General features: G+C 63.0%; 19 protein-coding genes and 1 tRNA gene. 15 read left to right on the forward strand and 5 right to left on the reverse strand.

Annotation, left to right across the window (positions count from 1 at the left end; all coding sequences use genetic code 11):
- Positions 1 to 264: 264 nt before the first annotated feature.
- A complete protein-coding gene (locus MTHMO_RS08335; RefSeq protein ID WP_202214365.1) occupies positions 265 to 1,020 on the reverse strand; it encodes a type I 3-dehydroquinate dehydratase in 756 nt (251 codons plus the stop codon).
- A 242-nt stretch (positions 1,021 to 1,262) separates the two neighbouring features.
- Here MTHMO_RS08335 and MTHMO_RS08340 point away from each other — a divergent pair, with 242 nt between their 5' ends.
- From MTHMO_RS08340 to htpX, 14 genes are all read left to right on the forward strand, one after another.
- Positions 1,263 to 2,297, forward strand: coding sequence for a rod shape-determining protein (locus tag MTHMO_RS08340; protein ID WP_202214890.1), 1,035 nt, complete (start codon positions 1,263 to 1,265; stop codon positions 2,295 to 2,297).
- A gap of 55 nt (positions 2,298 to 2,352) precedes the next feature.
- Positions 2,353 to 3,246 (forward strand): rod shape-determining protein MreC, encoded by an 894-nt coding sequence (gene mreC / locus MTHMO_RS08345; RefSeq protein ID WP_237394853.1) that lies wholly within the window; start codon positions 2,353 to 2,355, stop codon positions 3,244 to 3,246.
- Between the two features lie 88 nt (positions 3,247 to 3,334).
- Positions 3,335 to 3,910, forward strand: coding sequence for a rod shape-determining protein MreD (mreD, locus tag MTHMO_RS08350; protein ID WP_202214366.1), 576 nt, complete (start codon positions 3,335 to 3,337; stop codon positions 3,908 to 3,910).
- On the forward strand, positions 3,901 to 5,958 hold the full coding sequence (gene mrdA, locus MTHMO_RS08355) for a penicillin-binding protein 2 (RefSeq protein WP_237394854.1): 2,058 nt from the start codon (positions 3,901 to 3,903) through the stop codon (positions 5,956 to 5,958). The genes mreD and mrdA overlap by 10 nt, the downstream gene beginning before the upstream one ends.
- 13 nt (positions 5,959 to 5,971) lie before the next feature.
- Positions 5,972 to 7,141 (forward strand): rod shape-determining protein RodA, encoded by a 1,170-nt coding sequence (gene rodA / locus MTHMO_RS08360; RefSeq protein WP_202214367.1) that lies wholly within the window; start codon positions 5,972 to 5,974, stop codon positions 7,139 to 7,141.
- Positions 7,142 to 7,345: 204 nt separating this feature from the next.
- Positions 7,346 to 8,917 carry an Rne/Rng family ribonuclease gene (locus MTHMO_RS08365; protein WP_202214368.1) on the forward strand — a complete coding sequence of 524 codons (1,572 nt, stop codon included), beginning with the start codon at positions 7,346 to 7,348 and terminating at the stop codon, positions 8,915 to 8,917.
- Between the two features lie 18 nt (positions 8,918 to 8,935).
- Positions 8,936 to 10,207, forward strand: coding sequence for a serine--tRNA ligase (gene serS, locus MTHMO_RS08370; RefSeq protein ID WP_202214369.1), 1,272 nt, complete (start codon positions 8,936 to 8,938; stop codon positions 10,205 to 10,207).
- On the forward strand, positions 10,204 to 12,366 hold the full coding sequence (locus tag MTHMO_RS08375; RefSeq protein ID WP_202214370.1) for a carboxy terminal-processing peptidase: 2,163 nt from the start codon (positions 10,204 to 10,206) through the stop codon (positions 12,364 to 12,366). Before serS ends, MTHMO_RS08375 begins: the two co-directional genes overlap by 4 nt.
- A 27-nt stretch (positions 12,367 to 12,393) precedes the next feature.
- On the forward strand, positions 12,394 to 12,681 hold the full coding sequence (gene infA, locus MTHMO_RS08380; RefSeq protein WP_202214371.1) for a translation initiation factor IF-1: 288 nt from the start codon (positions 12,394 to 12,396) through the stop codon (positions 12,679 to 12,681).
- A gap of 30 nt (positions 12,682 to 12,711) precedes the next feature.
- Positions 12,712 to 13,581, forward strand: a complete 870-nt coding sequence (locus MTHMO_RS08385) for an MBL fold metallo-hydrolase (protein WP_202214372.1) — start codon at positions 12,712 to 12,714, stop codon at positions 13,579 to 13,581.
- Positions 13,582 to 13,765: 184 nt separating this feature from the next.
- Positions 13,766 to 13,839, forward strand: a tRNA-Asp gene (locus tag MTHMO_RS08390).
- A 12-nt stretch (positions 13,840 to 13,851) separates the two neighbouring features.
- Positions 13,852 to 14,664, forward strand: coding sequence for an MBL fold metallo-hydrolase (locus MTHMO_RS08395; protein ID WP_202214373.1), 813 nt, complete (start codon positions 13,852 to 13,854; stop codon positions 14,662 to 14,664).
- Complete coding sequence (purD, locus tag MTHMO_RS08400) at positions 14,661 to 15,989, forward strand: phosphoribosylamine--glycine ligase (RefSeq protein WP_202214374.1); 1,329 nt, start codon at positions 14,661 to 14,663, stop codon at positions 15,987 to 15,989. The genes MTHMO_RS08395 and purD overlap by 4 nt, the downstream gene beginning before the upstream one ends.
- 14 nt (positions 15,990 to 16,003) lie before the next feature.
- Complete coding sequence (gene htpX / locus MTHMO_RS08405; RefSeq protein WP_202214375.1) at positions 16,004 to 16,912, forward strand: protease HtpX; 909 nt, start codon at positions 16,004 to 16,006, stop codon at positions 16,910 to 16,912.
- Here htpX and MTHMO_RS11035 read toward each other — a convergent pair.
- On the reverse strand, positions 16,909 to 17,247 hold the full coding sequence (locus tag MTHMO_RS11035) for a zinc-binding dehydrogenase (protein WP_237394926.1): 339 nt from the start codon (positions 17,245 to 17,247) through the stop codon (positions 16,909 to 16,911). The two genes, htpX and MTHMO_RS11035, sit on opposite strands and share 4 nt — an antisense overlap.
- A gap of 625 nt (positions 17,248 to 17,872) precedes the next feature.
- On the opposite strand from MTHMO_RS11035, the gene MTHMO_RS08415 reads away from it, so the two are divergent.
- Entirely contained in the window at positions 17,873 to 18,301 is a 429-nt protein-coding gene (locus MTHMO_RS08415) for a molybdopterin-binding protein (RefSeq protein WP_202214376.1), read from the forward strand.
- 15 nt (positions 18,302 to 18,316) lie between these two features.
- Here MTHMO_RS08415 and thiE read toward each other — a convergent pair whose 3' ends face one another.
- The 3 genes from thiE to tsf all read right to left on the reverse strand — a co-directional run bounded on the left by thiE (position 18,317) and on the right by tsf (position 21,109).
- Positions 18,317 to 18,994, reverse strand: coding sequence for a thiamine phosphate synthase (gene thiE, locus MTHMO_RS08420; protein ID WP_202214377.1), 678 nt, complete (start codon positions 18,992 to 18,994; stop codon positions 18,317 to 18,319).
- Entirely contained in the window at positions 18,991 to 20,361 is a 1,371-nt protein-coding gene (accC, locus tag MTHMO_RS08425) for an acetyl-CoA carboxylase biotin carboxylase subunit (protein WP_202214378.1), read from the reverse strand. The genes thiE and accC overlap by 4 nt, the downstream gene beginning before the upstream one ends.
- 145 nt (positions 20,362 to 20,506) lie before the next feature.
- Positions 20,507 to 21,109 (reverse strand): translation elongation factor Ts, encoded by a 603-nt coding sequence (gene tsf / locus MTHMO_RS08430; protein ID WP_202214379.1) that lies wholly within the window; start codon positions 21,107 to 21,109, stop codon positions 20,507 to 20,509.
- Positions 21,110 to 21,174 lie beyond the last annotated feature (65 nt).

Genomic DNA, 21,174 nt, shown 5'->3' on the forward strand with positions numbered 1-21,174 from the left:
GGATCTCTGGCCGGCTTCTTGACGGTTTCCAAGGAACCACGACCACGGAGGACATCCGTCGGCAGAGGAAGCTTTCTGGGCCCGGTCACCGCCGGAGGTGACCCGACCGGGGTCGACTTCCGGCGGCTGCCGTCACCTGGATTGGGCGAGGCGTGTCAACGGCCCGATCGCTTGGTTCGCCTGGCTGGCCATCCACTTGGTCTTTTTGATCGGATTCCGCAACAAGGCAGTCGTCCTCTTGGAATGGGCCTGGGCTTACCTCGCTTACCGCCCGGGAGCCCGCATCATCCTCCGGCCGGACGATGCTCCCAGTCCCCAGGAGCGCAGCCCGAGCGCGAGCTCCGCCACCGAGGGCTGGCCGGGGGCCGCCGGCTCGTCCAGATAGCCATAGACCAGCTCGCTTCCGAGGGCGGAAAGCACCAGGCGCGAGAGTCCCGCCCACGGTCCCAATCCCATGAGAGCCCACGCTTGAGATCGCCGTTCGAGCAACACCCGCGCCAGGCAGCGGAGGTCGCCGGGTTCGCGAAGGCGAAGGGCGATTTTCCCCCAGTCCGGCATCGCACGTTCCAGGGAGGAGCAGATCTCAAGGATCTTTTCCTCGCCCGGGCTGCGCTCCAGCCAATGGACGGAGAGAATCCGCCACTTCCGCTCCGCCCGCGCCCGTTCCCACCATGCCCGCCACGGCTCGAGGGACCGGTATTCGACATCCAGGGCATCCACAACCGGGAAAAGCTCCGCGAGCAGCCTTTCTCTCTCTCCCTCCGACCAGCGCCGTCTTCCCCCTTCTTCCGGCGTTCGGAGCGTCAAGAGAGCGGGCCGGCGGCGTGCCGCCAGGGAAGCACGCACGTAGCACTCGGGAACTCCAGCTTCTCTCAGGGCGTCGAGCCGGATCTCCACCAAATGGACGGGCGACTCTTCTCGGAGAAAGGACAAGCCGGCGGCTGTGGTGACGGTGCCGACGATCCATGGAGCGGGTGGCCCTCCCTCCTCGCCGCTCCCTGGCTCCGCCATTGCTTCCATGACGCCGATCCGCCGCATTCCCCGTGCCCCCGCGATCGATACGGAATCTTCCCGATGGAGCCGCCGAGATGCCGAAAGAGGCCGAGGAAACGACGCCGCGCTTTTTTCTAGCAATCCGATCCCTTTTTTTTCAAGCTGCAATTAGACTCGTGAATATTCCTCCGCTTCTCGAATCCACACCGCCGAAGCCGGCTGGGCCTCCTTCGGAACGGGGCCACTTCGGCAGGCGGCTCTCACCGCGCCTGTGGGAATGGGCATCCTCCGCGCTCACCAACGACATCGGCATCGATCTCGGAACGGCGAACACCTTGGTCTACATTCGCGGCAAAGGCATCGTCCTGCGGGAGCCTTCGGTCGTGGCGGTGCACCCGGCAACCAAGCAGGTCGTGGCCGTCGGCGGGGAAGCCAAACGGATGCTGGGCCGCACTCCCGGGAACATCCAAGCGATCCGCCCTCTGAAGGATGGAGTCATCGCGGACTTCGACCTCGCCGGCGAGATGCTCAAGACCTTCATCCGCAAAACACAAGCAAGGTTTATGTTCCGGCGGCCGAGGGTCGTCATCGCCGTGCCCAGCGGGATCACGGAGGTCGAGCGGAGGGCGGTAGAAGAGTCGACACGGCAGGCGGGCGCTCGGGAAGTCTATCTGGTCGAGGAGCCGATGGCGGCGGCGATCGGGGTGGGGCTTCCCATCCAAGAGGCGTCCGGCAACATGATCGTCGACATCGGCGGCGGGACCACGGAGGTGGCGATCATATCCCTTTCGGGCATCGTCTACTCGCGCAGCGTGCGGGTTGCGGGCGATGAGCTCGACGAGAGCATTTCCAATTATCTCCGACGCGCCTATAATCTGATGATCGGCGAGCGGACGGCCGAAGAGATCAAGATGCGGATCGGCTCCGCCCATCCTCTGGAGACGGAAACCTCCATGGAGGTACGCGGGCGCGATCTGGTCGCCGGGCTTCCGAAGACCTTGACGATCACCTCGCAAGAGGTGCGTGAAGCCATGATGGAAACTCTTTCGGTGATCGTCGAGTCTGTCCGCATCACCTTGGAACGATGCCCTCCGGAGCTCTCCGCCGATCTTTTGGAAAGAGGCGTCGTGCTGGCGGGAGGGGGCGCTCTCCTGCGCGGGCTCGACCGCTTGCTGACCGAAGAGACCTCTCTGCCCGTGCATGTCGCCGAAGATCCGCTCAGCGCCGTCGCCGAGGGCACCGGAGCGATTTTGGAGGAATATTCGATTCTCAAAAAGGTCGCCCGGGCGGAGGGTCGTCGCTAAGATTGAGAGCATCCTTGCCGTAGGCGATCGCCGCTATCTGAGTTATCTTCGCATCATGCCGGTCGACGAAGATTCGCCGCCATCCGCTCACCGGGAGCCGGCCGTCGGGTTCCCCCGAAGAATCGGGCGAGTGCCGCTTTACCTGGGTGTCGCTTCCCTGTTCCTGGTCCTGATCGGACTGGCCCTCCCGCGCGCCTGGGAGCGGCAGCTGCACAAGATCGGGCTGGAAATGGCCTCGCCTTTCCTCTCGATCTGGGATCGTTGCGTGAAGTTCTGGGACGATTTCGAGCTGGGCACCAAGACACTGAACCAGATCCAGGGCGAACTCAAGCAGCTGCGCGTCCGAAACGCAGAGCTGGCGATGCAGAACAGCTATCTGAGCCACCTAAAGGAGGAAAATGAGCGCCTCCGGGAAATGCTTTCCTTCCGGCACAACTCATCGTTCCACCTGCTATCCTGCCGCGTCATCAGCCGGGATCCCTCGAATTGGTGGAGCAACATTTACGTCGATATCGGCTGGGGGGATGACGGGCGCCTCTCTTCGGATCTTCCGGTCGTCACTCCTCGCGGAGTCGTGGGCAAAACCGGGATCATCGCCCGTAACTTAAGTCAGATTATATTACTCACCAATGAGAATTGCAAAATCTCCGCCGTGAGCGAGGTCTCGAAGGATCAAGGGCTGGTCGTCGGCGCGGGGACCCCGGCGGACAACAAGCCGTACGCGCGCATGATCTATCTGCCGAGAAATGCCCAGGTGGCCGCCGGAGAGCGGATTTTGACGAGCGGCCTAGGCGGCGTGTTCCCCGCCGGGCTGTACGTAGGCAGCGTGACGCAAGTGCTGCCGCTAGAAGCTTCCCGATCCTTCGGGCTCTATCGCGAGGCCACGGTTGACCCGGGCGCCGATCTGGCGCAGGTTTCCGAGGTGTTCATCGTTCTGCCGGAGCGGTAGGCGAGAGGGCCCTGCCGCTGCTTTCCATTGCTATGGCCTTTTGAAGGCGCTATAGAGGAAGGCGAACGATGCGGGTAGAGGAGTCACGATGCGCTGGTTAGGCGCTGGCCTTGGCCGTAAGGCGCTCTACACGGTGCCGGCCCTTCTTTGCCTTCTACTTTTCGTTGTGGCCACGCCCGTGCAAATGGTTCTCCCGAACCTGCCTCTGCTGCGTGTGAAGCCGGATCTGCCTGCGCTCCTGATCGCCTATGCCGCCTTCCGCCTTCCCATCATCGTCTCCTTCGGCCTTGCGGCGGCCGCCGGATTCTGGCGGGATCTGCTCACGGCCGGGCCGATCGGTCCGAGTGTGTTTGCCTTTACGCTGGCCGCCATCCTGGTCTTTCTACTCCGGGAGTCGCTTTCGTGGCGCAGCCTCCCATTTTTCCCTCCGCTCGCCGGCCTGGCCACCTTCGCCGTCCTGGCATCCTCGCACGCGGTCCGGCTGCTGGAACTGCGCCACTGGGGCGGGATTGCGGCCGCGTGGGGCGAATTCGGAATCGCGTCGGCGCTGACGGCCGTGATCAGCTTTCCCGTCGGATGGGCTTTCGACTGGAGCTTCCGACTGCTGCAGGCCAAGGCGCCGGAGGAGCAGGAAGAAGATCTGGTGGAGATCGAATGGCTCTGATGGAACCGCTCGCTTCCCCTCCGCCCTACCGGCCCAAGCTGCGCATCGGCATCGTCGCCATCCTGATCACGGCGTGCCTGGGGCTCCTGGTCGCCCGCCTGTGGGTCCTGCAAGTCGTGGAAGGACAGACGTACGCCAGCCGGCTACGCAACCAGACCACGATCGCCCTCCGCCTGGACGGCGCCCGCGGCCCGATCCTGGATCGAAACGGGATCGCTCTTGCCGAGAACCGCGCCACCTACGAGATCGATCTCTACCTCGACCAGCTCGTGCGCGACTACCCGAAGCGCCATCGGGGCCGGGTGCCTCGCATCCTGGTGGAACGGAGAATGGGAGGTGCGACCTTGCTGCGCAAGGAGCCCGACATCTACCGGATCGTCATGACCGATCTGATCCCGATCGCCAACGCCTTGCACCTGGAAGTGAAGCTCGATCCGAATGAGCTTCAGCGCCACTACTTCACAAGCCCGAGCGTCCCCTATCGCTTCGCTTCGGACCTTAGCTACGTCAGCGTCGCGCGGTTTGCCGAGCAGAACTTGGGCGTTCCCGGCATCGACGTGGCAGTGCGGCCGGTGCGCCACTACAATTTCGGAGCCTTCGCTTCGCATATCCTCGGCTATGTGGGACCTCCGGCAGAGAAGGAGGACCTCGGACCCGACGGAAACGAGCTGGAAACGATCGGCCGCATCGGTGTCGAACGGCTGATGGATGGACAGCTGCAAGGGAAGCCTGGCGGGAGGATTCTCCGGGTCAACTATCGCGGCTACATCGTAGCGGAGGAGGCCTACAAGAGCCCCGGCCTCGGCTCTTCGGTCTATCTCACCCTCGACGCGCGGATGCAGGCGATCGTGCAAGAGGCTCTCCGTGACGTGGGTCGAGGGGCGGCCATCGTCATGGATCCGAACACCGGGGATATCTTGGCCATGGCCTCCGTCCCCGATTTCGACCCCAACGTGTTCATCCCCAGGATCAGCCACGAAGACTGGACGAGGCTGACCACCGATCCGACGCGCCCCCTCCTCAACCGGAGCGTCGCCGCGTACTCCCCCGGATCCACGTTCAAGGTGCTGGTCTCCCTGGCCGCCCTGAAATACGGGGCCATCACACCGAGCACCCAGATTTATTCTCCCGCCGCGATCGACATCGGCGGGCACCTCTTTCACGACTGGACCAAGACCGGACGCGGGAACATCAACCTCGTGGAGGCGCTCCAGTATTCGTGCAACACCTTCTTCTATCAGGTGGGCATCCGCACGGGGATCAAGCATCTGGACGAGATGGCCGCCCTTTGCGGCTTCGGGCAGCCGACCGGGCTTTCCTATCTCGGTGAAGCCTCCGGCATCCTGCCGGGGCCGGAATGGATGAAGATCCATCACCCGCTCGAGCGATGGACGACCGCGCATACGGCCAACCTCTCGATCGGACAGGGCTTCCTCGAAGTCACCCCTCTGCAAATGGTGCTTTTGATCAGCGCCGTCGCCAACGGGGGCACCCTTCTCTATCCCCGGCTGGTCGTCGGCGTCAGCGACGCGCAAGGCCGCCAGATCGCTTCCATCCCTCCCCGGCCGCGCGCCGATCTCGGAATGCGCAGAGAAGATCTCGACGCCGTCCGGAAGGGCTTGCTCGCCGTGGTCGAAAGCGGAACCGGCCATTCGGTGGCGATCCCCGGAGTCGCCATCGCCGGCAAGACCGGCTCCGCCCAGGCGAAGCGGAAGTGGAAGGGGAAGCTCTACAACGATACTCGGGCCTGGTTCGTCGGCTTCGTCCCGTACGATCGTCCGAGGTACGCCTTCGGCGTCCTGGTCGAAGGGGGCATCAGCGGCGGAGCCACGGCCGGACCGATCGCCCACAAGATCGTAGAAGGACTTTTGGCCTTGGAGCGCACGGGGACCGCTCCGCAGCTTGTCTACTTCACTCCGGCTAAGGGCAACTTCAACGGCCTCACAGAGATTCAACCGAAGACCGACACGGGCCAGCCGGTCCGCCCCGCCGTTCCGGTCCGCGAAGAGGAAGACAGCCAGGAGGACTCTTCATCGGATCAAGGGTAGGAAACAAGCAGCCATGGGGGAAAACGAGCACCTGAGCTTCCTGACCAAGGTGACGCGGTTCGACTGGTCGCTTCCGCTGGTGGCAGCCGCCCTGGCAGCTTTCGGAATCGTCGTCGTCTATAGCGCTACCTACTCGAGCGAAAGCCAGGATTTCCGCAACGCGGCCTTTTCGCAAGCCGCTTGGTTCCTAATCGGCATGGCGGCCTTCTTCGTCCTTTCCTTCATCGATTACCGCGTCTGGGTAAAATGGGGATGGCTTTTCTTTCTGGCCTCTCTTCCTGCGCTTGCGGTCGTGCTCATGATCGGCCAGACCGTCAACGGGGCCAAGAGCTGGCTCCACTTCGGCCCGATTAGCGTCGAACCCGCCGATTTCACCAAAATCAGCTTCGTCCTCCTGGGGGCTTGGTGGGTGGACCGGACCAACCATCGCGGGCTCCTTTTCGCGGCCCCGCTCGTGGCGGCCATGCTGGTCCCCATGATCCTTGTTCTGAAGCAGCCGGCGCTTGGGTCCGCCGGCGTATTCCTGCCTCTCTGCTTCGCCATCCTTTTCGTCGGCGGTTTGAAGATGCGTTATGTCCTTCTGGGCCTGCTCGGCCTGCTGGGGGTGCTCGCCTATGCCTACATCGGGGTCGGCAAGCTCGGCTGGGACATCCCCGGACTCAAGCCGTACCAGATGAACCGAATCCGCACGTTCTTCGATCCCACTCTCGATCCGCTCGGCGCGGGCTGGACGATCAACCAATCCCTCATCGCGATCGGTTCCGGCGGGTTCTCCGGCAAAGGCTATCTCAAAGGCACCCAGAACATGCTCGGGTTTCTGCCGAAGAACATCTCCTACACCGACTTCATCTTCTCGGTAGTGGGAGAGGAGTGGGGCTTTCTCGGGGGAGCGGCGGTCATCGCCGGCGAGTGCCTCCTGCTCCTGCTCTGCCTCCGGATCGCCTTCGGCGCTCGGGAGGCGGCGGGCCGCGCCCTCGCCGTGGGGATCGCCACGATTCTTTTTACGCATATTTTCGTGAATGTCGGGATGACGATCAAGGTGGTGCCGATCACTGGCATTCCCTTGCCGTTCATCAGCTATGGAGGAACCTTCCTCATTACCTGCCTTGCGGGATTGGGCCTGGTGGAGAGCGTATGGATCCATCGGAAAACCGAAGACAACCGACCATCGCCCGACACCTGAAGAGGCTGAGCGGCGCCCTTGTCGCGATTGCCCGCCGATTCGTCCTTCCCGAGGAGGGAGACGGAGCGGGTGATCCGCCGCCGGCCGCCCAGCCGCGCCCTCGATCCATTCTGGAGAAGACTTCAGCAAACCGCCATCGGCCGGCATGCCGCTCCACCGGCGGCTCCCGGCAGAGACGATGGCAAGAAAAGAAGGAGACCAATCATGTTTTTCGACCGAATCCGGCGTTGGGTCCGTCTGAAGCCGAACGCGAACACAAAGGAAATCGCCATCAGCTGCGAGCCGCTGGAGTACCGGGTCGCCCTCCTGGAAGATGGCCAGTTGGAAGAGTTGGCCATTGAACGGCGCGGGCAGCGCGGGATCGCCGGCAACATCTACAAGGGGCGCGTCAACAATGTGGAGCCCGCCCTCAAAGCGCTCTTCGTCGACATCGGGGTGGGGAAAAACGCATTCCTCCACTATTGGGACGCCATTCCCGCCGCCCTCGATGCAAGCTTCGAAACGGTCGAGCGGCGCAGGCGCAAAAGCAAAGCCCGTCCTCCTCGGGCCGACGACATCCCCAAAATCTACCCGGCCGGCTCCGAGGTGGTCGTCCAGGTCACCAAAGGCCCCATCGGAACCAAAGGGGCCCGTGTCACCACCAATATAAGCCTGGCCGGCCGATATCTGGTGCTCACCCCGTTCAGCGAGCAGTTCGGCATCTCCCGAAAAATCGAGGACCCGAAGGAGCGTGCGCGGCTCCGGAAGATCCTCGACTCGCTCGACGTTCCCGAAGGAATGGGGTTGATCTTCCGCACGGTGGGGGAGGGCGCGCGAGCGCGCTATTTCGTCCGGGATCTGGCCTTGCTCCTCCAGCAATGGCAAGAGATCAACGATAAGATCCGCTCCCTGCCCGCTCCGAGCCTTGTCTACCAAGAGCCGGATCTCATCCAGCGGACGGTGCGGGATTTTCTGACCGACGACGTGGAGCGGATCCTCATCGATGACGAGGAGGAAGCCAAGCGCGTCCGCGAGATGGTAGGGCTCATTTCCTCCCGATCGCAGAAAAAGATCGTCTCCTACAAGGATCCCACCCCGCTCTTCGAACGGCTCAACATCGAAAAACAGATCGACACCGCCTTCGGCCGAAAGGTGGAGCTCGCCAGCGGCGGCTACATCGTGATCGATGAGACCGAGGCTCTCGTCGCCATCGATGTCAACACGGGGAGGGCCCGCTGCGGACGGGACCAAGGAGGAGCCATATTCCAGACCAATATGGAGGCCGCGCGGGAAATCGCGCGGCAGCTGCGCCTGCGCAACATCGGAGGCTTGATCGTGATCGATTTCATCGACATGAAGAGCCGCCGGGAAGGAGAAGCCGTCGTGCAGAGGCTAAAGGAATGCGTGCGGCGCGACAAGGCGAAGATCAACATTCTGCCTATGTCCGACTTCGGCCTCGTCCAGATGACCCGACAGCGCGTCCAGGAAAGCATCCGGCACTCCCTCTATGTTCCGTGCCCCACCTGCCAGGGACGGGGGATGGTCAAGTCTCCGGAAACCATGAGCATCGAGATTCAGCGGGCCATCGTCCGGGCCATGCGGCTCCATCCGGAGGTCAAGGAGCTTCGCGTCCTCGTCCTTCCTTCGACTCTCGAACGATTGAAAACCGAAGATGAGGAGCTTCTGCTCGACCTCGAGCGGCGGCTTCAGGGGAAGCTCTATTTCCGGACCGATACCCGCCTGGGAGCCGAGCAGTTCACGCTTCTCAACGCGATCACGGGCGAAGAAATCACCTGAGGCGATCCGGGTTGTCCCATGCTCGACATTCACTGGCTCCGTCAGAACCCCCAAGAAGCTCGCGAGCGCCTCCGGACCCGAGGCCGTGGAGACGACGAGCTGGTCGACCGGCTCCTCCAGCTCGACGAGAAGCTCCGGGCGGTCATCCACTCGGTCGAAGGGATGCGGGCCAAGCGCAAGCAGGTGAGCCGGGAAATCGGATTGCGCCGCGGAAGGGAAGAGCCGCCCGCGGAGCTCCTGATCGATATGCGAAATCTGGGGAAAGCGATCGAGGAGCTCGAAGGTAAGCGGCAGCAGCTGGAAGCTGAGGTCCGCGGTCTGCTGCTGCTTCTTCCCAACCTACCCCATCCCACCGTGCCGCTTGGAAACGACTCGGCCGCCAATCAGACGGTCCGTTCCTGGGGGAACCCGCGCTCGTTCTCCTTTCCGCCTAAACCCCATTGGGAGATCGGACAAGCACGCGGCTGGCTGGATTTCGCCGCCGCCGTCAAGCTGGCCGGCAGCGGCTTCGCACTCTACCGCGGCGAGGGAGCCCGCCTGCAGCGAACGCTTCTGCGCTTCATGCTCGACCTGCACGTGAGGGAACACGGATACACGGAAATCTGGCCGCCGTTTCTCGTCCGGGGCGAGGTCGCCGTCGGCAGCGGCCATCTCCCGAAATTCGCCGAGGAGATGTACCGCATCCCGGCCGATGACCTCTACCTCCTTCCGACCGCGGAGCTGGCGTTGGTGAACCTCCACCGGGAGGAAATCCTTCCGGAGTCGGCGCTTCCCCTCCGCTACGTCGCCTACAGCCCCTGTTTCCGCCGAGAAGCGGGAAGTGCTGGGAAGGACACCCGCGGTCTGCTGCGCCTCCATCAATTCGAAAAGGTCGAGCTGGTCCAGGTGGTGCATCCAGAACGCTCCTACGAGGCTTTGGAAGATCTCGTGCGTCACGCCGAAGAGGTCCTCCGGCGGCTCGAGATCCCCTACCGCGTCACCCTGCTCTGCTCCGGCGACATGGGGTTCGGGGCGGCCAAATGCTACGACCTGGAAGTGTGGGCGCCGGGAGTCGGTGCATGGCTGGAGGTCTCCTCCTGCAGCAACCTGGAGGATTTCCAGGCCCGCCGGATGAACCTCCGCTGCCGGCCTGATCCCGCCGGCAAGCCGCGCTACTGCCATACCCTCAACGGATCGGGCACCGCCCTGCCGCGCCTTCTGGCGGCCCTCCTGGAAAATCATCAGCAGGAGGACGGGCGGGTGTTGCTTCCCGAGGCGTTTCGCGCTTATTATGCAAAGGAATTTTTATGAGGGGTATTTTGCGTCATTTCTGGCTCTTCGTTCTGCTCCTCGCGCTGTCGCCGGCGGCCTTCGCCGACATGGACCAGACGCAATGCGGCAAGGTCGCGAAGCTCGTGGCGATCTTCCTGCAGCAAGCCCATTTCTCCCAAAAGCCGTTCGATGCCAACGTATCGCAGACGGCCCTCCGCAACTATCTCGATGCCCTCGACTTCAACCATTCGATATTTCTCCAGTCCGACATCGACGAGTTCGAGAAAAAGTACGGGACCACTCTGGGAGAATACACCCGTAGGGAGGACATTTCGCCGGCTCTGGACATCTACAATCGCTTCCTGATGCGCGCGGCGGAGCAGGAACGCGGCATCGAAACTCTCCTCGCGGAGCCGCATGACTTCTCCAAGGAGGAAACCTACCGGCCAGATCGGAGCAAGCTGCCCTGGCCGAAGGACGCCGCCGAGGCGCATGAGCTCTGGAGAAAACGAGTCAAGTTCGAGCTCCTCCAAGGCTTGCTGGCCAAGGAAAACCCGGCCCAGACCCGAAAGACCATCGCCCGCCGGTACAGCCGCTTCCTCAAGGAGATGCGGGAAGCTGACACCGAGGAGATTCTCGACTACTACCTCAACGCCCTGGCTCACGCCTACGATCCGCATTCGGATTACCAGTCCCCGAGCGAGGCGGAGAACTTTGAGATCAACAGCATCAAGCTCTCGTTGACCGGCATCGGAGCCGTGCTCAAATCGGAGGACGGGTATCCGAAAATCGTCAGCCTGGTTCCCGGCGCTCCGGCCGATCTGGACAAACGGCTCAAACCCAATGATCGGATTGTGGCCGTGCAACAGGAGCACGGAGAGCCGGTCGACGTGGTTGACATGAAGCTCAGCAAGGTCGTCGAGCAGATCCGCGGTGAACGCGGGACTAAGGTGACTCTGATCGTGATTCCGGCCGATGCCACCGACGAATCGGTGCGCCGGACAATCTGCCTCTCCCGCGACGTGGTCAAGCTCACGGAGCAGCAGGCACGGGCGCTCGTCTACGAGCGAACCGACGCTCAGGGACATCCGACCGAACGCTTCGGCGTGATCCAGCTGCCCGGGTTCTATGAGAAGTGCAGCGAAGACGTCGCACTCCTGCTCAAACGGCTGGAAAAGGAGCGGATTTCCGGCCTCATCCTCGATCTCCGCCGAAACGGCGGCGGCATGCTCGAAGAGGCGATCAACCTCACTGGCCTATTCCTGCGGGAAGGGCCGGTCCTGCAAGTAAAGGATTACCGGGGACGCATCCAATCGTTTCGCATCTCCCGGGATCACCTTTCCTATACCGGGCCAATGGTCGTCCTGGTGAGTCGATTCAGTGCTTCCGCATCGGAAATCGTAGCCGCCGCTCTCCAGGACTACGGTCGGGCCGTGGTGGTCGGCGACCAGGCCACGCATGGCAAGGGGACGGTGCAAACCCTTCTGCCGCTATCCGATTATGTTCCCTGGGATTTCCACGGGGATCCGGGCAAGCTCAAGGTGACCGTGCAGAAGTTCTATCGGGTGACGGGGCTGAGCACCCAGCAGCGGGGCGTGGCCTCGGACGTCGTCCTCCCCTCGGTGGACGATTATCTCGACCTCGGCGAATCGTCGCTTCCGAACGCCCTTCCCGCCGATGCTATCCCGCCGGTCTTCTATCAAAAGGTCGGCGAGGAGGCGCCGTTCATACCCATCTTGCAGAAGCGTTCCTCGGAACGGGTGGCGGCCAATCCCGACTTCGCTTACGTGCTGACCCAGATCGATCTCCTCAAGCGCAAGAACGAGGACAAAGCCGTTTCCCTCAATCAGGCAGTCCGCCTCAAGGAAAAGCAGGAGGCGGAAGCGAGCAAGGCGGCCCTGGAGGCTAAGCGGGCCCGTCGACCGGCTCCGAACGAAAACATCTATTTCCTGGATATCGAGTCTGCGCGGAGCCGGAAGCCCATGAAGCTTCTGCCTCCCTCGACGGCGAAGAGTTCCGCTGCGGACGGGGCCGGAGATCCATCGTCCATCCGGGAGATGGAGGAGAGGAACTGGGAAGACGGAACTCCGCAAGTCCGCAACGACTTCACCCTTGAGGAAGCGCTGAACGTATTAGGCGACTACGTCGCCCTCTTGCAGAAGCCGGGCGGTTCCTTGGCTCTGCACAAGGATCCGTGAGGAAGTTCTCCGGTTTCGCCGCCAATAATGACTACACCGAACACCATCGAAGTTGAAGGTACGATCGTCACCATCCTTCCGGGCACGATGTTCCGAGTGGAGCTGGACGAAACCCAGCATCAGGTGCTCGCGCACATTTCCGGCAAAATGAGGAAGCACTTCGTCCGCTTGACGTGCGGAGACCGCGTCAAGTTGGAGATGTCGCCCCACGATTTGACCAAGGCGCGCATTCTCTATCGCCTGGATCGTCCCTCTCCGGATGGTGCATCCGAGCGCAGGAGCCAGAGATTCCCGCGCGGGGGCCGCAGGTCCTAGCCGCGCCTAATCCAAGGCCATCCCCGCACGGTGCACAGATCCCAGCGGCCGAAGAAGGGGCGGCGGAACTTTCTGCTCGATGTCCTGTTGCCTTCGCTCTTCGCCCGCCGCGAGGGCGTACGTCACTCGCCGTCCTTCCCGAGCCTGAGCGAAGGGCAGGTCTGCCTCACTTGGGTCGGCCATGCGTCGTTTCTTGTCCAGACGCCTCGACACAACATCCTGATCGATCCGAACTGGGCCAATTGGATGCTCGTGATCCGCCGGCTCAAACGAGCCGGTATCGCCATCGAGGACCTGCCGGCCATCGACCTGGTGCTGATCACCCATGCGCATTTCGACCATCTCAACCGGCGCTCGCTCCGCGAAGTCGCCACCCGTCAACCCGCCGTAGTCCCCTCGAAGGTCGGCAGCCTCGTGCGCGGCCTCGGTTTTGACCAAGTGCGCGAGATGGCTTGGTGGGATCGCTGGGACTTCGATGGACTCTCCATCGTATTCACACCCGCCCGTCATTGGGGCGCCCGCTACCTCGCCGACAGCGATCGGGGATACGGGGGCTATGCGCTCTCCTACGGCGGCCGCACGATATACCACTGCGGCGATACCGCCTACTTCGACGGGTTTCCGGAGATCGGGCGGCGGATCCGACCGGAAATCGTCCTAATGCCGATCGGCTGCTACGATCAACCGTCGAAGCGCGTGTCCCACATCACGCCGGAAAAGGCGATACAAGCCTTTCTGGAGCTTCAGGGCAAGATACTCATACCCATGCATTTCGGAACTTATCGGATGAGCTATGAGCCGCCTCATGAACCGGCCTATCGGCTGCTCGTCGCCGCGAGCCAGGCGGGCATTCTTTCGCAAGTCCACTTTCTCCATGAAGGGCTCCCACGAGTGTTTTGATCGGGGGAGGACTCCGCGCGGAACCGATGCGCTCCCCGGACCCGCTGACGGCATCGGGCCGGCAGAGAGATTTCCATTGTCAGCCACGGGAATCGTGGAATATGGTGGCTATTCTTCCATGGGATGGAATCCCTGCGAAACGCCTTCCGCCGGGCAGGACGGATAGGCGCATCGAACAAACCAGGGAGCCATAGCTCAATTGGTTAGAGCGCTGCCCTGTCACGGCAGAGGTTGCGGGTTCGAGACCCGTTGGCTCCGGTTCGGCGGATTATGTGGCTAAGAACACGGCGCGACCAGAAGAGTTCTCTCTCCGGCCGCCGGAGGCGCCGCTTTCCCGGATTGCGGAGCTATCCAGTCCTCCTCCTGGTTGCCGCCCAAGCGGTCTTCCTATCCTTTTTCCCTTCGAGCCACGCGGAGGCGCCCGGCGTTCTCGTCCGGTGGTACGGTCATGCCTTCATCTATCTCATCGCCTCTTCCGGGATCCGCATCGCCATCGATCCGTTCGGGGATGAGACGGTCCACTACCATTTCCCGGCCGCACTCCAGGCTGATGTGGTCTTGATCAGCAATGAAGCGAACGATCGGTCGGCCGGCGAACGCATCCAGGGATCGCCTCAGGTCTTCCGCAGCGTGGCCGCCACGGGGACGAACAACGCCCGCGGCCTTCTCTTCCGAGGAATCACTACGTTTCGGGACAAATCCCAGGGAGCGATACACGGGCATAACACCGCTTTTGTCTTTGATCTCGATGGAATCCGCTTTGCGCACCTGGGGGACCTGGGACATCCTCTCACCCCGGAGTTGCAGGCGGAATTCGGCAAGGTGGACGTTCTCTTTCTTCCCGTCGGGCGGGATACCTTGTTGGTTTCCGAGCTGGACAAGATCGCGAGCGATCTTTCCGCGCGCATCATCGTCCCCATCGCCTACCGGACGGAGCTCAGCGGCGACTTAGAATTGCGGCCTCTCTCGGAATATTTGGACAGCCGCCCGAACATCCGGTGGATCGACGGTTCGGAATTTTCGCTCACCGCCTCCGAGCTCCCCTCCGCTCCGATGATCTACGCATTTCGAGGCACGCCGTGAAGGTTTTGGTTGTGGGAGGGGGTTCGCGTGAGCACGCGCTCTGCTGGTCGCTTCGCCAGGACCCCTCGGTCGAAAAGATCTACGTCGCCCCCGGCAATGCCGGAACGGCGTTGTTGGCCGACAATCTGCCGATCGCCGCCGCCGACATCGACTCGCTCGTTCGCCACGCCCGGGAGCTGCGTCCCGACTTGACGGTGGTAGGGCCCGAGGCCCCCCTCTGCGCCGGCATCGTCGACGCGTTCGGCCGCCATAACCTTCCGGTCTTCGGCCCCGCCCGCCGTGCGGCACAGCTGGAAGGAAGCAAGGTATGGATGAAGGAGATCGCGCAGCGCTACGGCATCCCGACAGCCGAAGCCCGCTCTTTCGACGACCCGCGCGAGGCGATCGCGTTCAGCCGCGGGTTCCCTTTCCCCCAGGTGATCAAGGCCGACGGACTCGCCTCCGGCAAGGGGGTCTTCATCGCAACGGATTTTACGCAATCCCGGCATGCGATCGCCGCTCTGATGGAGCGGCGCCTCTACGGATCGGCCGGCCACCGCATCCTGATCGAAGCCTTTCTGGAAGGAGTGGAGCTCTCGGCCTTCGCCCTCTTTGATGCCAAGCAGTATACGGTCCTTGGCTTTGCTCACGACTACAAGCGGATCGATGACGGAGATCGCGGACCGAACACAGGGGGCATGGGCGCCTTTCTGCCGAGCCCGTTGGTCTCTCCCTCCTTGTTGCGGCAGATCGAGCAGTCGATCTTTTCGCGGCTGCACGCCGCCTGCCTCGGGGAGAAACTCGACTATCGCGGAGTCCTCTATGCGGGGCTCATGATGACCCGGGAAGGTCCTTTCCTCCTCGAGATCAACGTCCGCTTCGGAGATCCAGAGGCACAGGTGCTCCTCCCCACCCTGGGGACCCCGCTCAGCGAAATCGCCCGCGCGGTCTGCCGGGACGACCTCGGCGATCTCCGCCTCATTCGGCATCCCCTTTCCGTGGTGGGAGTCGTCATCGCCGCTTCCGGCTATCCCGACAACCCCCGGCTAGGGGATCCAATCACCATTTCCGAATCCGCCGGATCCGGCGCGGACCGCCAGGGCACCCTCTTTCACGGAGCTACGAAACGGGACCAAGGATCTCTGCAGGTGGCCGGCGGCAGAGTGTTCACCGCCGTCGGCTGGGGCGACCATCTCGCCGAGGCTAGGCGGCAGGCCTATGCGCAGGTAGACACGGTGTCCTTCCCCGGAATGCACTTCCGCAAGGACATCGCCGCGTTCCTGGCCGGGCGTCCGGTGGGGGATCTGTCGGCCGACCCGCCCGCCTTGCTTTCCCACCGACCCTGAATATACTACAGCCCATGATCAAGCGAATTTTGCTGCTGACCCTCACCAATGTCGCGGTCCTAGTGCTGCTGACGGCCGTCATTTCGGTCTTGCATCTGGACCGGTGGCTCACCGCAGCCGGGATCAACTATCCGCTGCTGCTGGCCTTTTCGTTGGTCGTCGGCTTCCTCGGAAGCTTCGTCTCGCTGGCCATCTCGAAATGGATGGCCAAGGCGGCCTATGACATCCAGGTCATCGATTCTCCCCAGACCGAGGGCGAGGAATGGCTGGTCAACACCGTGCGGGAGCTCGCGGCCCGCGCCCGCATCGCGATGCCGGAAGTCGGCATTTACGAGAGCCCGGAAGTCAATGCCTTCGCCACAGGTCCTTCGCGATCCAATGCGCTCGTCGCGGTCAGCACCGGGCTTCTTTCCCAGATGGATCGCCGCCAGATCGCAGGGGTTCTCGGTCACGAAATCACGCACATCGCCAACGGAGACATGGTCACCATGGCCCTCCTCCAAGGAGTCGTGAATACCTTCGTGGTCTTTCTGTCGCGGATCATCGGGTTTGCGATCGATAGCTTCCTCAACCGGGGCGAAGACGAGCGCCGGGGCGTGGGTATCGGCTTCTACTTCGGCATGTTCCTATCCGAGATCGTCTTAGGCTTGCTCGCCTCCTTGATCGTCGCCTGGTATTCTCGGCAACGGGAGTTCCGGGCCGATGCGGGAAGCGCCAGGATCGCCGGCCGAGGGGCGATGCTCTCGGCCCTGCGGGGCCTCCAGGCCCTGACGGAAGGCGAACCGGTGCTCGACGAGCGCTCGGCCAGCCTGAGCGCCTTCAAGATCAATGGGAGGGCAGGCGGCTTCCTCGCGCTCTTGGCTACCCATCCTCCCCTGGAGGAGAGAATCGCCGCCCTGGAACGCCTCCCGGAGACGGCTTAGCCGTCTGCGACCGCAGCCGGGGGAACCAGGATGATCTTCCCGAAGGCTCCCGGCTCCATCACGAGCCTCTGCGCCTGCGCCGCGGCGCTCATCGGCAGGAGAGCGCGAATGACGGGCCGGAGCACCCCGTCCTGTCGCCGGGCCGCCACCCCCGCCGCGATGATGCGCCGTTCGGCGGGAGAAGCCGAGAAGAGCGACATCCCCAGGATGGAAAGATCCCGGGGAATCCATCCCCGCGGGTCGATCTCGACCAGGCCGCGGCAACCGATGACGACCGCCTTTCCCCCGGGGCCGGTAATGTCGCAATCCTTGCCGAGGTTGGCATTTGCCAACATTTCCGGCACGACATCGGCTCTTTTTCCTCCGGTGATCTCCAGGAACCGGCGGAATGCTCGGGCAAGCGGTGATCCAGGGCATAATGGGCGCCTTTCCGGGCGATAAGACCTCGCCCTTCCTCCCCGCCCGCCGCCCCGATGACGACCAGTCCGGCAGAGCCCGGGCGAGCTGAACCGCCGCCAGGCCCAAGCTTCCGCTACCACTCGGCCGGCATACGAGCCCGTTTTCTCCCGCAGGGAAAAATAGACGCGGTCTCCCGCGCGGAAGCGGCCGACTTCGTCCCCGCTTCCTCGACCCGACCGGCTCCGTCGAACCCCGGGATCAGGGGCAACGCAACGCCGTAATGCCCGCCGCAGCGAATAGCGACGTCGATCGGATTGACTCCTGCCGCGCCTCCACCGAGACAAGGATCTCGCCGGGCCTCGGACGCGCTTCCTCGCACTCCTCCCAGGACAGAACCTCCGCGCCTCCGAACCTTTTCATGTCGACGGCGTGCCTGCGCCCGATCCTGAATGCGGCCGGAGGTCGAGACAAGGCCGGTCTTACCGGAGTGGAGGGTGATTCGCCAAGCAACCCGATTTTGACTTCCCCCGCGGCAAAAAACCCCCTAAGGTGCGGTTCGTTATGCAGACCAGCGCGCGCAACTGTTTTTCCGGCAAGGTGGTGGGCATTAAAAAAGGGCCCATCCTCGCCGAGCTGGAAATCGCCGTCAGCCAACAGACCTTGGTCGTTTCGCACATCCCCTTCGCCACCCTCTCCGAGATGGGGCTGGCCGTCGGTTCCCCGGTGCGAGCCCTCATCAAGGCTTCCCAGGTGATCCTGTTCTCCGAGGACCCCGAGCTTCGTCTGAGCACGCGAAACCGGTTCTGCGGATCGGTGTCCGCCCTCCACCAGGGTGCTGTCAACACCGAGGTGATCGTCCAGATCGAAAACGACCTCTCCCTGGTTGCGATCGTCACCAACGAGTCGGCAAAGGAACTCGACCTCCAGGTCGGCGGCCGAGTAGGCACCGCGTTCACTCCGTCCAGCGTGCTGCTCGCCGCCGAGGCGTAGCCGAGCCGCGCCGGGCTAGCCTCCCGCCAAAAGGCCCTTCGGGCCGAGCATCGCCGCGACCTCGCGGCAATATCCCTCGATATCCGGAGCCTGCAGTATCGCCGAGACCATCACGACTCGATCCCCCCCGGCGTCCATCACCTCGCGCAGATTCTCCTTCCGGATTCCTCCGATGCAGAAGAACGGCTTCTTGATCCTCCGCCCCACTTCTCGGATCAGGGGCAGACCGACGGGCCGGGCTTCCGGCTTTGTCGGCGTGGGGAAGATGGGCCCCACTGCAATGTAGTCCGCCCCGTCCCGCTCCGCGGTTAATGCCTGCTCGAGCGAATGCGTCGACCTTCCGATTAGCTGGCCCTCCGCTAAAATCCGGCGCGCCTCCTCGTTCCGGAGATCCTCCTGACCGAGGTGTACGCCGTCCGCGTTGCTCCGGCGCGCCAGCTGGGGCCAGTCGTTGACGAAAAAAAGGACCCCACCCGCCTCGGCGATCCCTTGCAAAGCGACGGCGAGCCGCTCCACGGACTGCGGCGCGCAACCTTTTGCCCGCAGCTGGAGGATGTCGATCCCTCCGGCTACCATTTTCTCGGCCGCCGCCAGCGGGTCGCGCGTCCCTAGCACCCCCAGATCGATAATTCCATAAAGGCGTGCCTGCCGAAGCCGCAGCTTGCGCAGCCACCGTCTTTCTTCCGGGTTCACGGCCGCTCTCCCCTTTCCGCGCCCTTGGAAGCCAGCAGCCGCGGCAGGAACGCGGTCGAGTAGCAGCCCCGGCGGAAGTCGGGGTCTTGAAGGATGGCCTTCCCCAAGGGGACTGTCGTCTTGACCCCTTCGAGCACAAACTCGTCCAAAGCCCGCTCCAAGCGCGCCAAGGCATCTTCCCGCGTCTGGCCAGAAGCAATGATTTTTGCTAGCATCGAATCGTAGTAGGGGGGGATCGTCGCTCCGGGAAATAGATGGGAATCGACTCGGACGCCCGGGCCGCCGGGGAATTGCAGCGCTTCGATCCGCCCGGGAGACGGCCGAAAATCCTGCCAGACATCCTCGGCGTTGATGCGCATCTCGATTGCGTGCTGCACGGGTTCCCGTCCTTCCCAACTCCTGTCCAGCGGGTAGCCCGCGGCGATCTTGATCTGCTCCTTCACCAGATCGATCCCGTAGGCCTGCTCGGTTACCGGATGCTCCACCTGGATGCGGGCGTTCATCTCGATAAAGTAGAAATTCCCCGCTCCGTCTACGAGGAACTCGACCGTGCCCACGTTTTCGTAGCGGATCGACTCCGCCAAGCGTACGGCTGCCCGGCCCATTTTTTTTCGCAGCCCGGCATCCAAGATCGGCGACGGCGCCTCTTCCAAGAGCTTTTGATTCTTCCGCTGGATCGAGCAGTCTCTCTCGCCCAGATGGATGACCCGCCCCTTCTGATCCCCGACGACCTGAATCTCGACGTGGTGGGGATCCTCGATCAGCTTCTCCACGTAAAGGCTTCCATCCCCGAAGGCCTTTTCCGCTTCGATCCGCGCAGCATGAAACCCTTGCACGAGGCTCACCTCGTTGTGGGTCACCCGCATGCCCTTTCCGCCACCCCCGGCCACAGCCTTGAGCACGACCGGGAAACCGATCCGTCGCGCGGCCTTCAACGCTTCCTGTTCGCTTTCGACGATCCCTTCGCTCCCGGCGGGAACAGGAACGCCGATCTTCCGGGCATGGAAGCGGGCCTGCACCTTGTTGCCGACCTTCGCGATCGCGGACGCCGACGGCCCGATGAACCGGATGTTGCAGCTGGCGCAGATCTCGGCGAAGTTGGCGTTTTCCGCAAGAAATCCATATCCCGGATGAATGGCATCCACATCCCCGATCTCTGCGGCGCTGATGATCCGATCGACACGGAGGTAGCTCGACGCCGCCGGGCCGGGTCCGATGCAGATGGCCTCGTCCGCCCAACGTACCGCCAAGGAATCCCGATCCGCATCCGAATAGACGACCAAGGTCCTCACCCCGAGCTCGCGACAGGCCCGGATGATCCGGACGGCGATCTCCCCTCGGTTCGCAATGAGGACCTTGCTAAACATGCCTATGGCTCGTCCCTGCCTTGGCCGTCGCTTCCGGGCGGAAACAGGCCTGCCGACGCTTCGGATACCGGGGAGAACTGGCTTCCTCTCTTTGCGACCGGAATGCAGTCATCTTTCGGGGAAGCTCCCCCGGATCTCTCCGCAATCAGGACAAAGGCTCGCCTAGTTGGTAGCGGACAAACCGCCGAACGACGATATTTTCCCCGATCTGGCCAATCTTCGCCGCCAGCACGTCGCGCACCGTCGCGTTCTGATCCTTGATGAAGGCCTGCTCCAGGAGGCAGTGCGTCGCAAAATACTTTTCCAGCCTTCCGGTCACGATCTTCTCCAAGATCGCGGCAGGCTTTCCGGCGTTCTCGGCGGCAATTTCCCGGCGCACCCGCTCGATTTCCGCTTCGGGCACCTGGTCCCGGCTCACATAGCGGGGATTCGCGGCGGCGATTTGGAGGGTGATATCCTTGACCAGATCGCGGAAAGCGGAGTTCCGGGCCACGAAGTCGGTCTCACAGTTCACCTCCACAAGAACGCCTACCTTCTCCCCGACATGAATGTAGGAAGCGATGACCCCTTCCGGGGTTTCGCGCGCGGACTTTTTCTGCGCCTTGGCGATCCCCTGCTTCCAGAGCCACTTCTCGGCAGCCTCCAACTCCCCGCCGGACTTCTCGATCGCCCGCTTGCAGTCCATGATGCCCGCTCCGGTTTTCTCCCGAAGCTCTTTGATGAGTTCGACCCCGATCGGTTCTTTCATGTTCCTTTCACTCGTATTCCGCCCGCATCTGCGGTGCGCCGCACGCGGAGAAGCCCTTGGCAGCC

The organism is Methylacidimicrobium sp. AP8 (assembly GCF_903064525.1).
GTDB lineage: Bacteria > Verrucomicrobiota > Verrucomicrobiia > Methylacidiphilales > Methylacidiphilaceae > Methylacidimicrobium.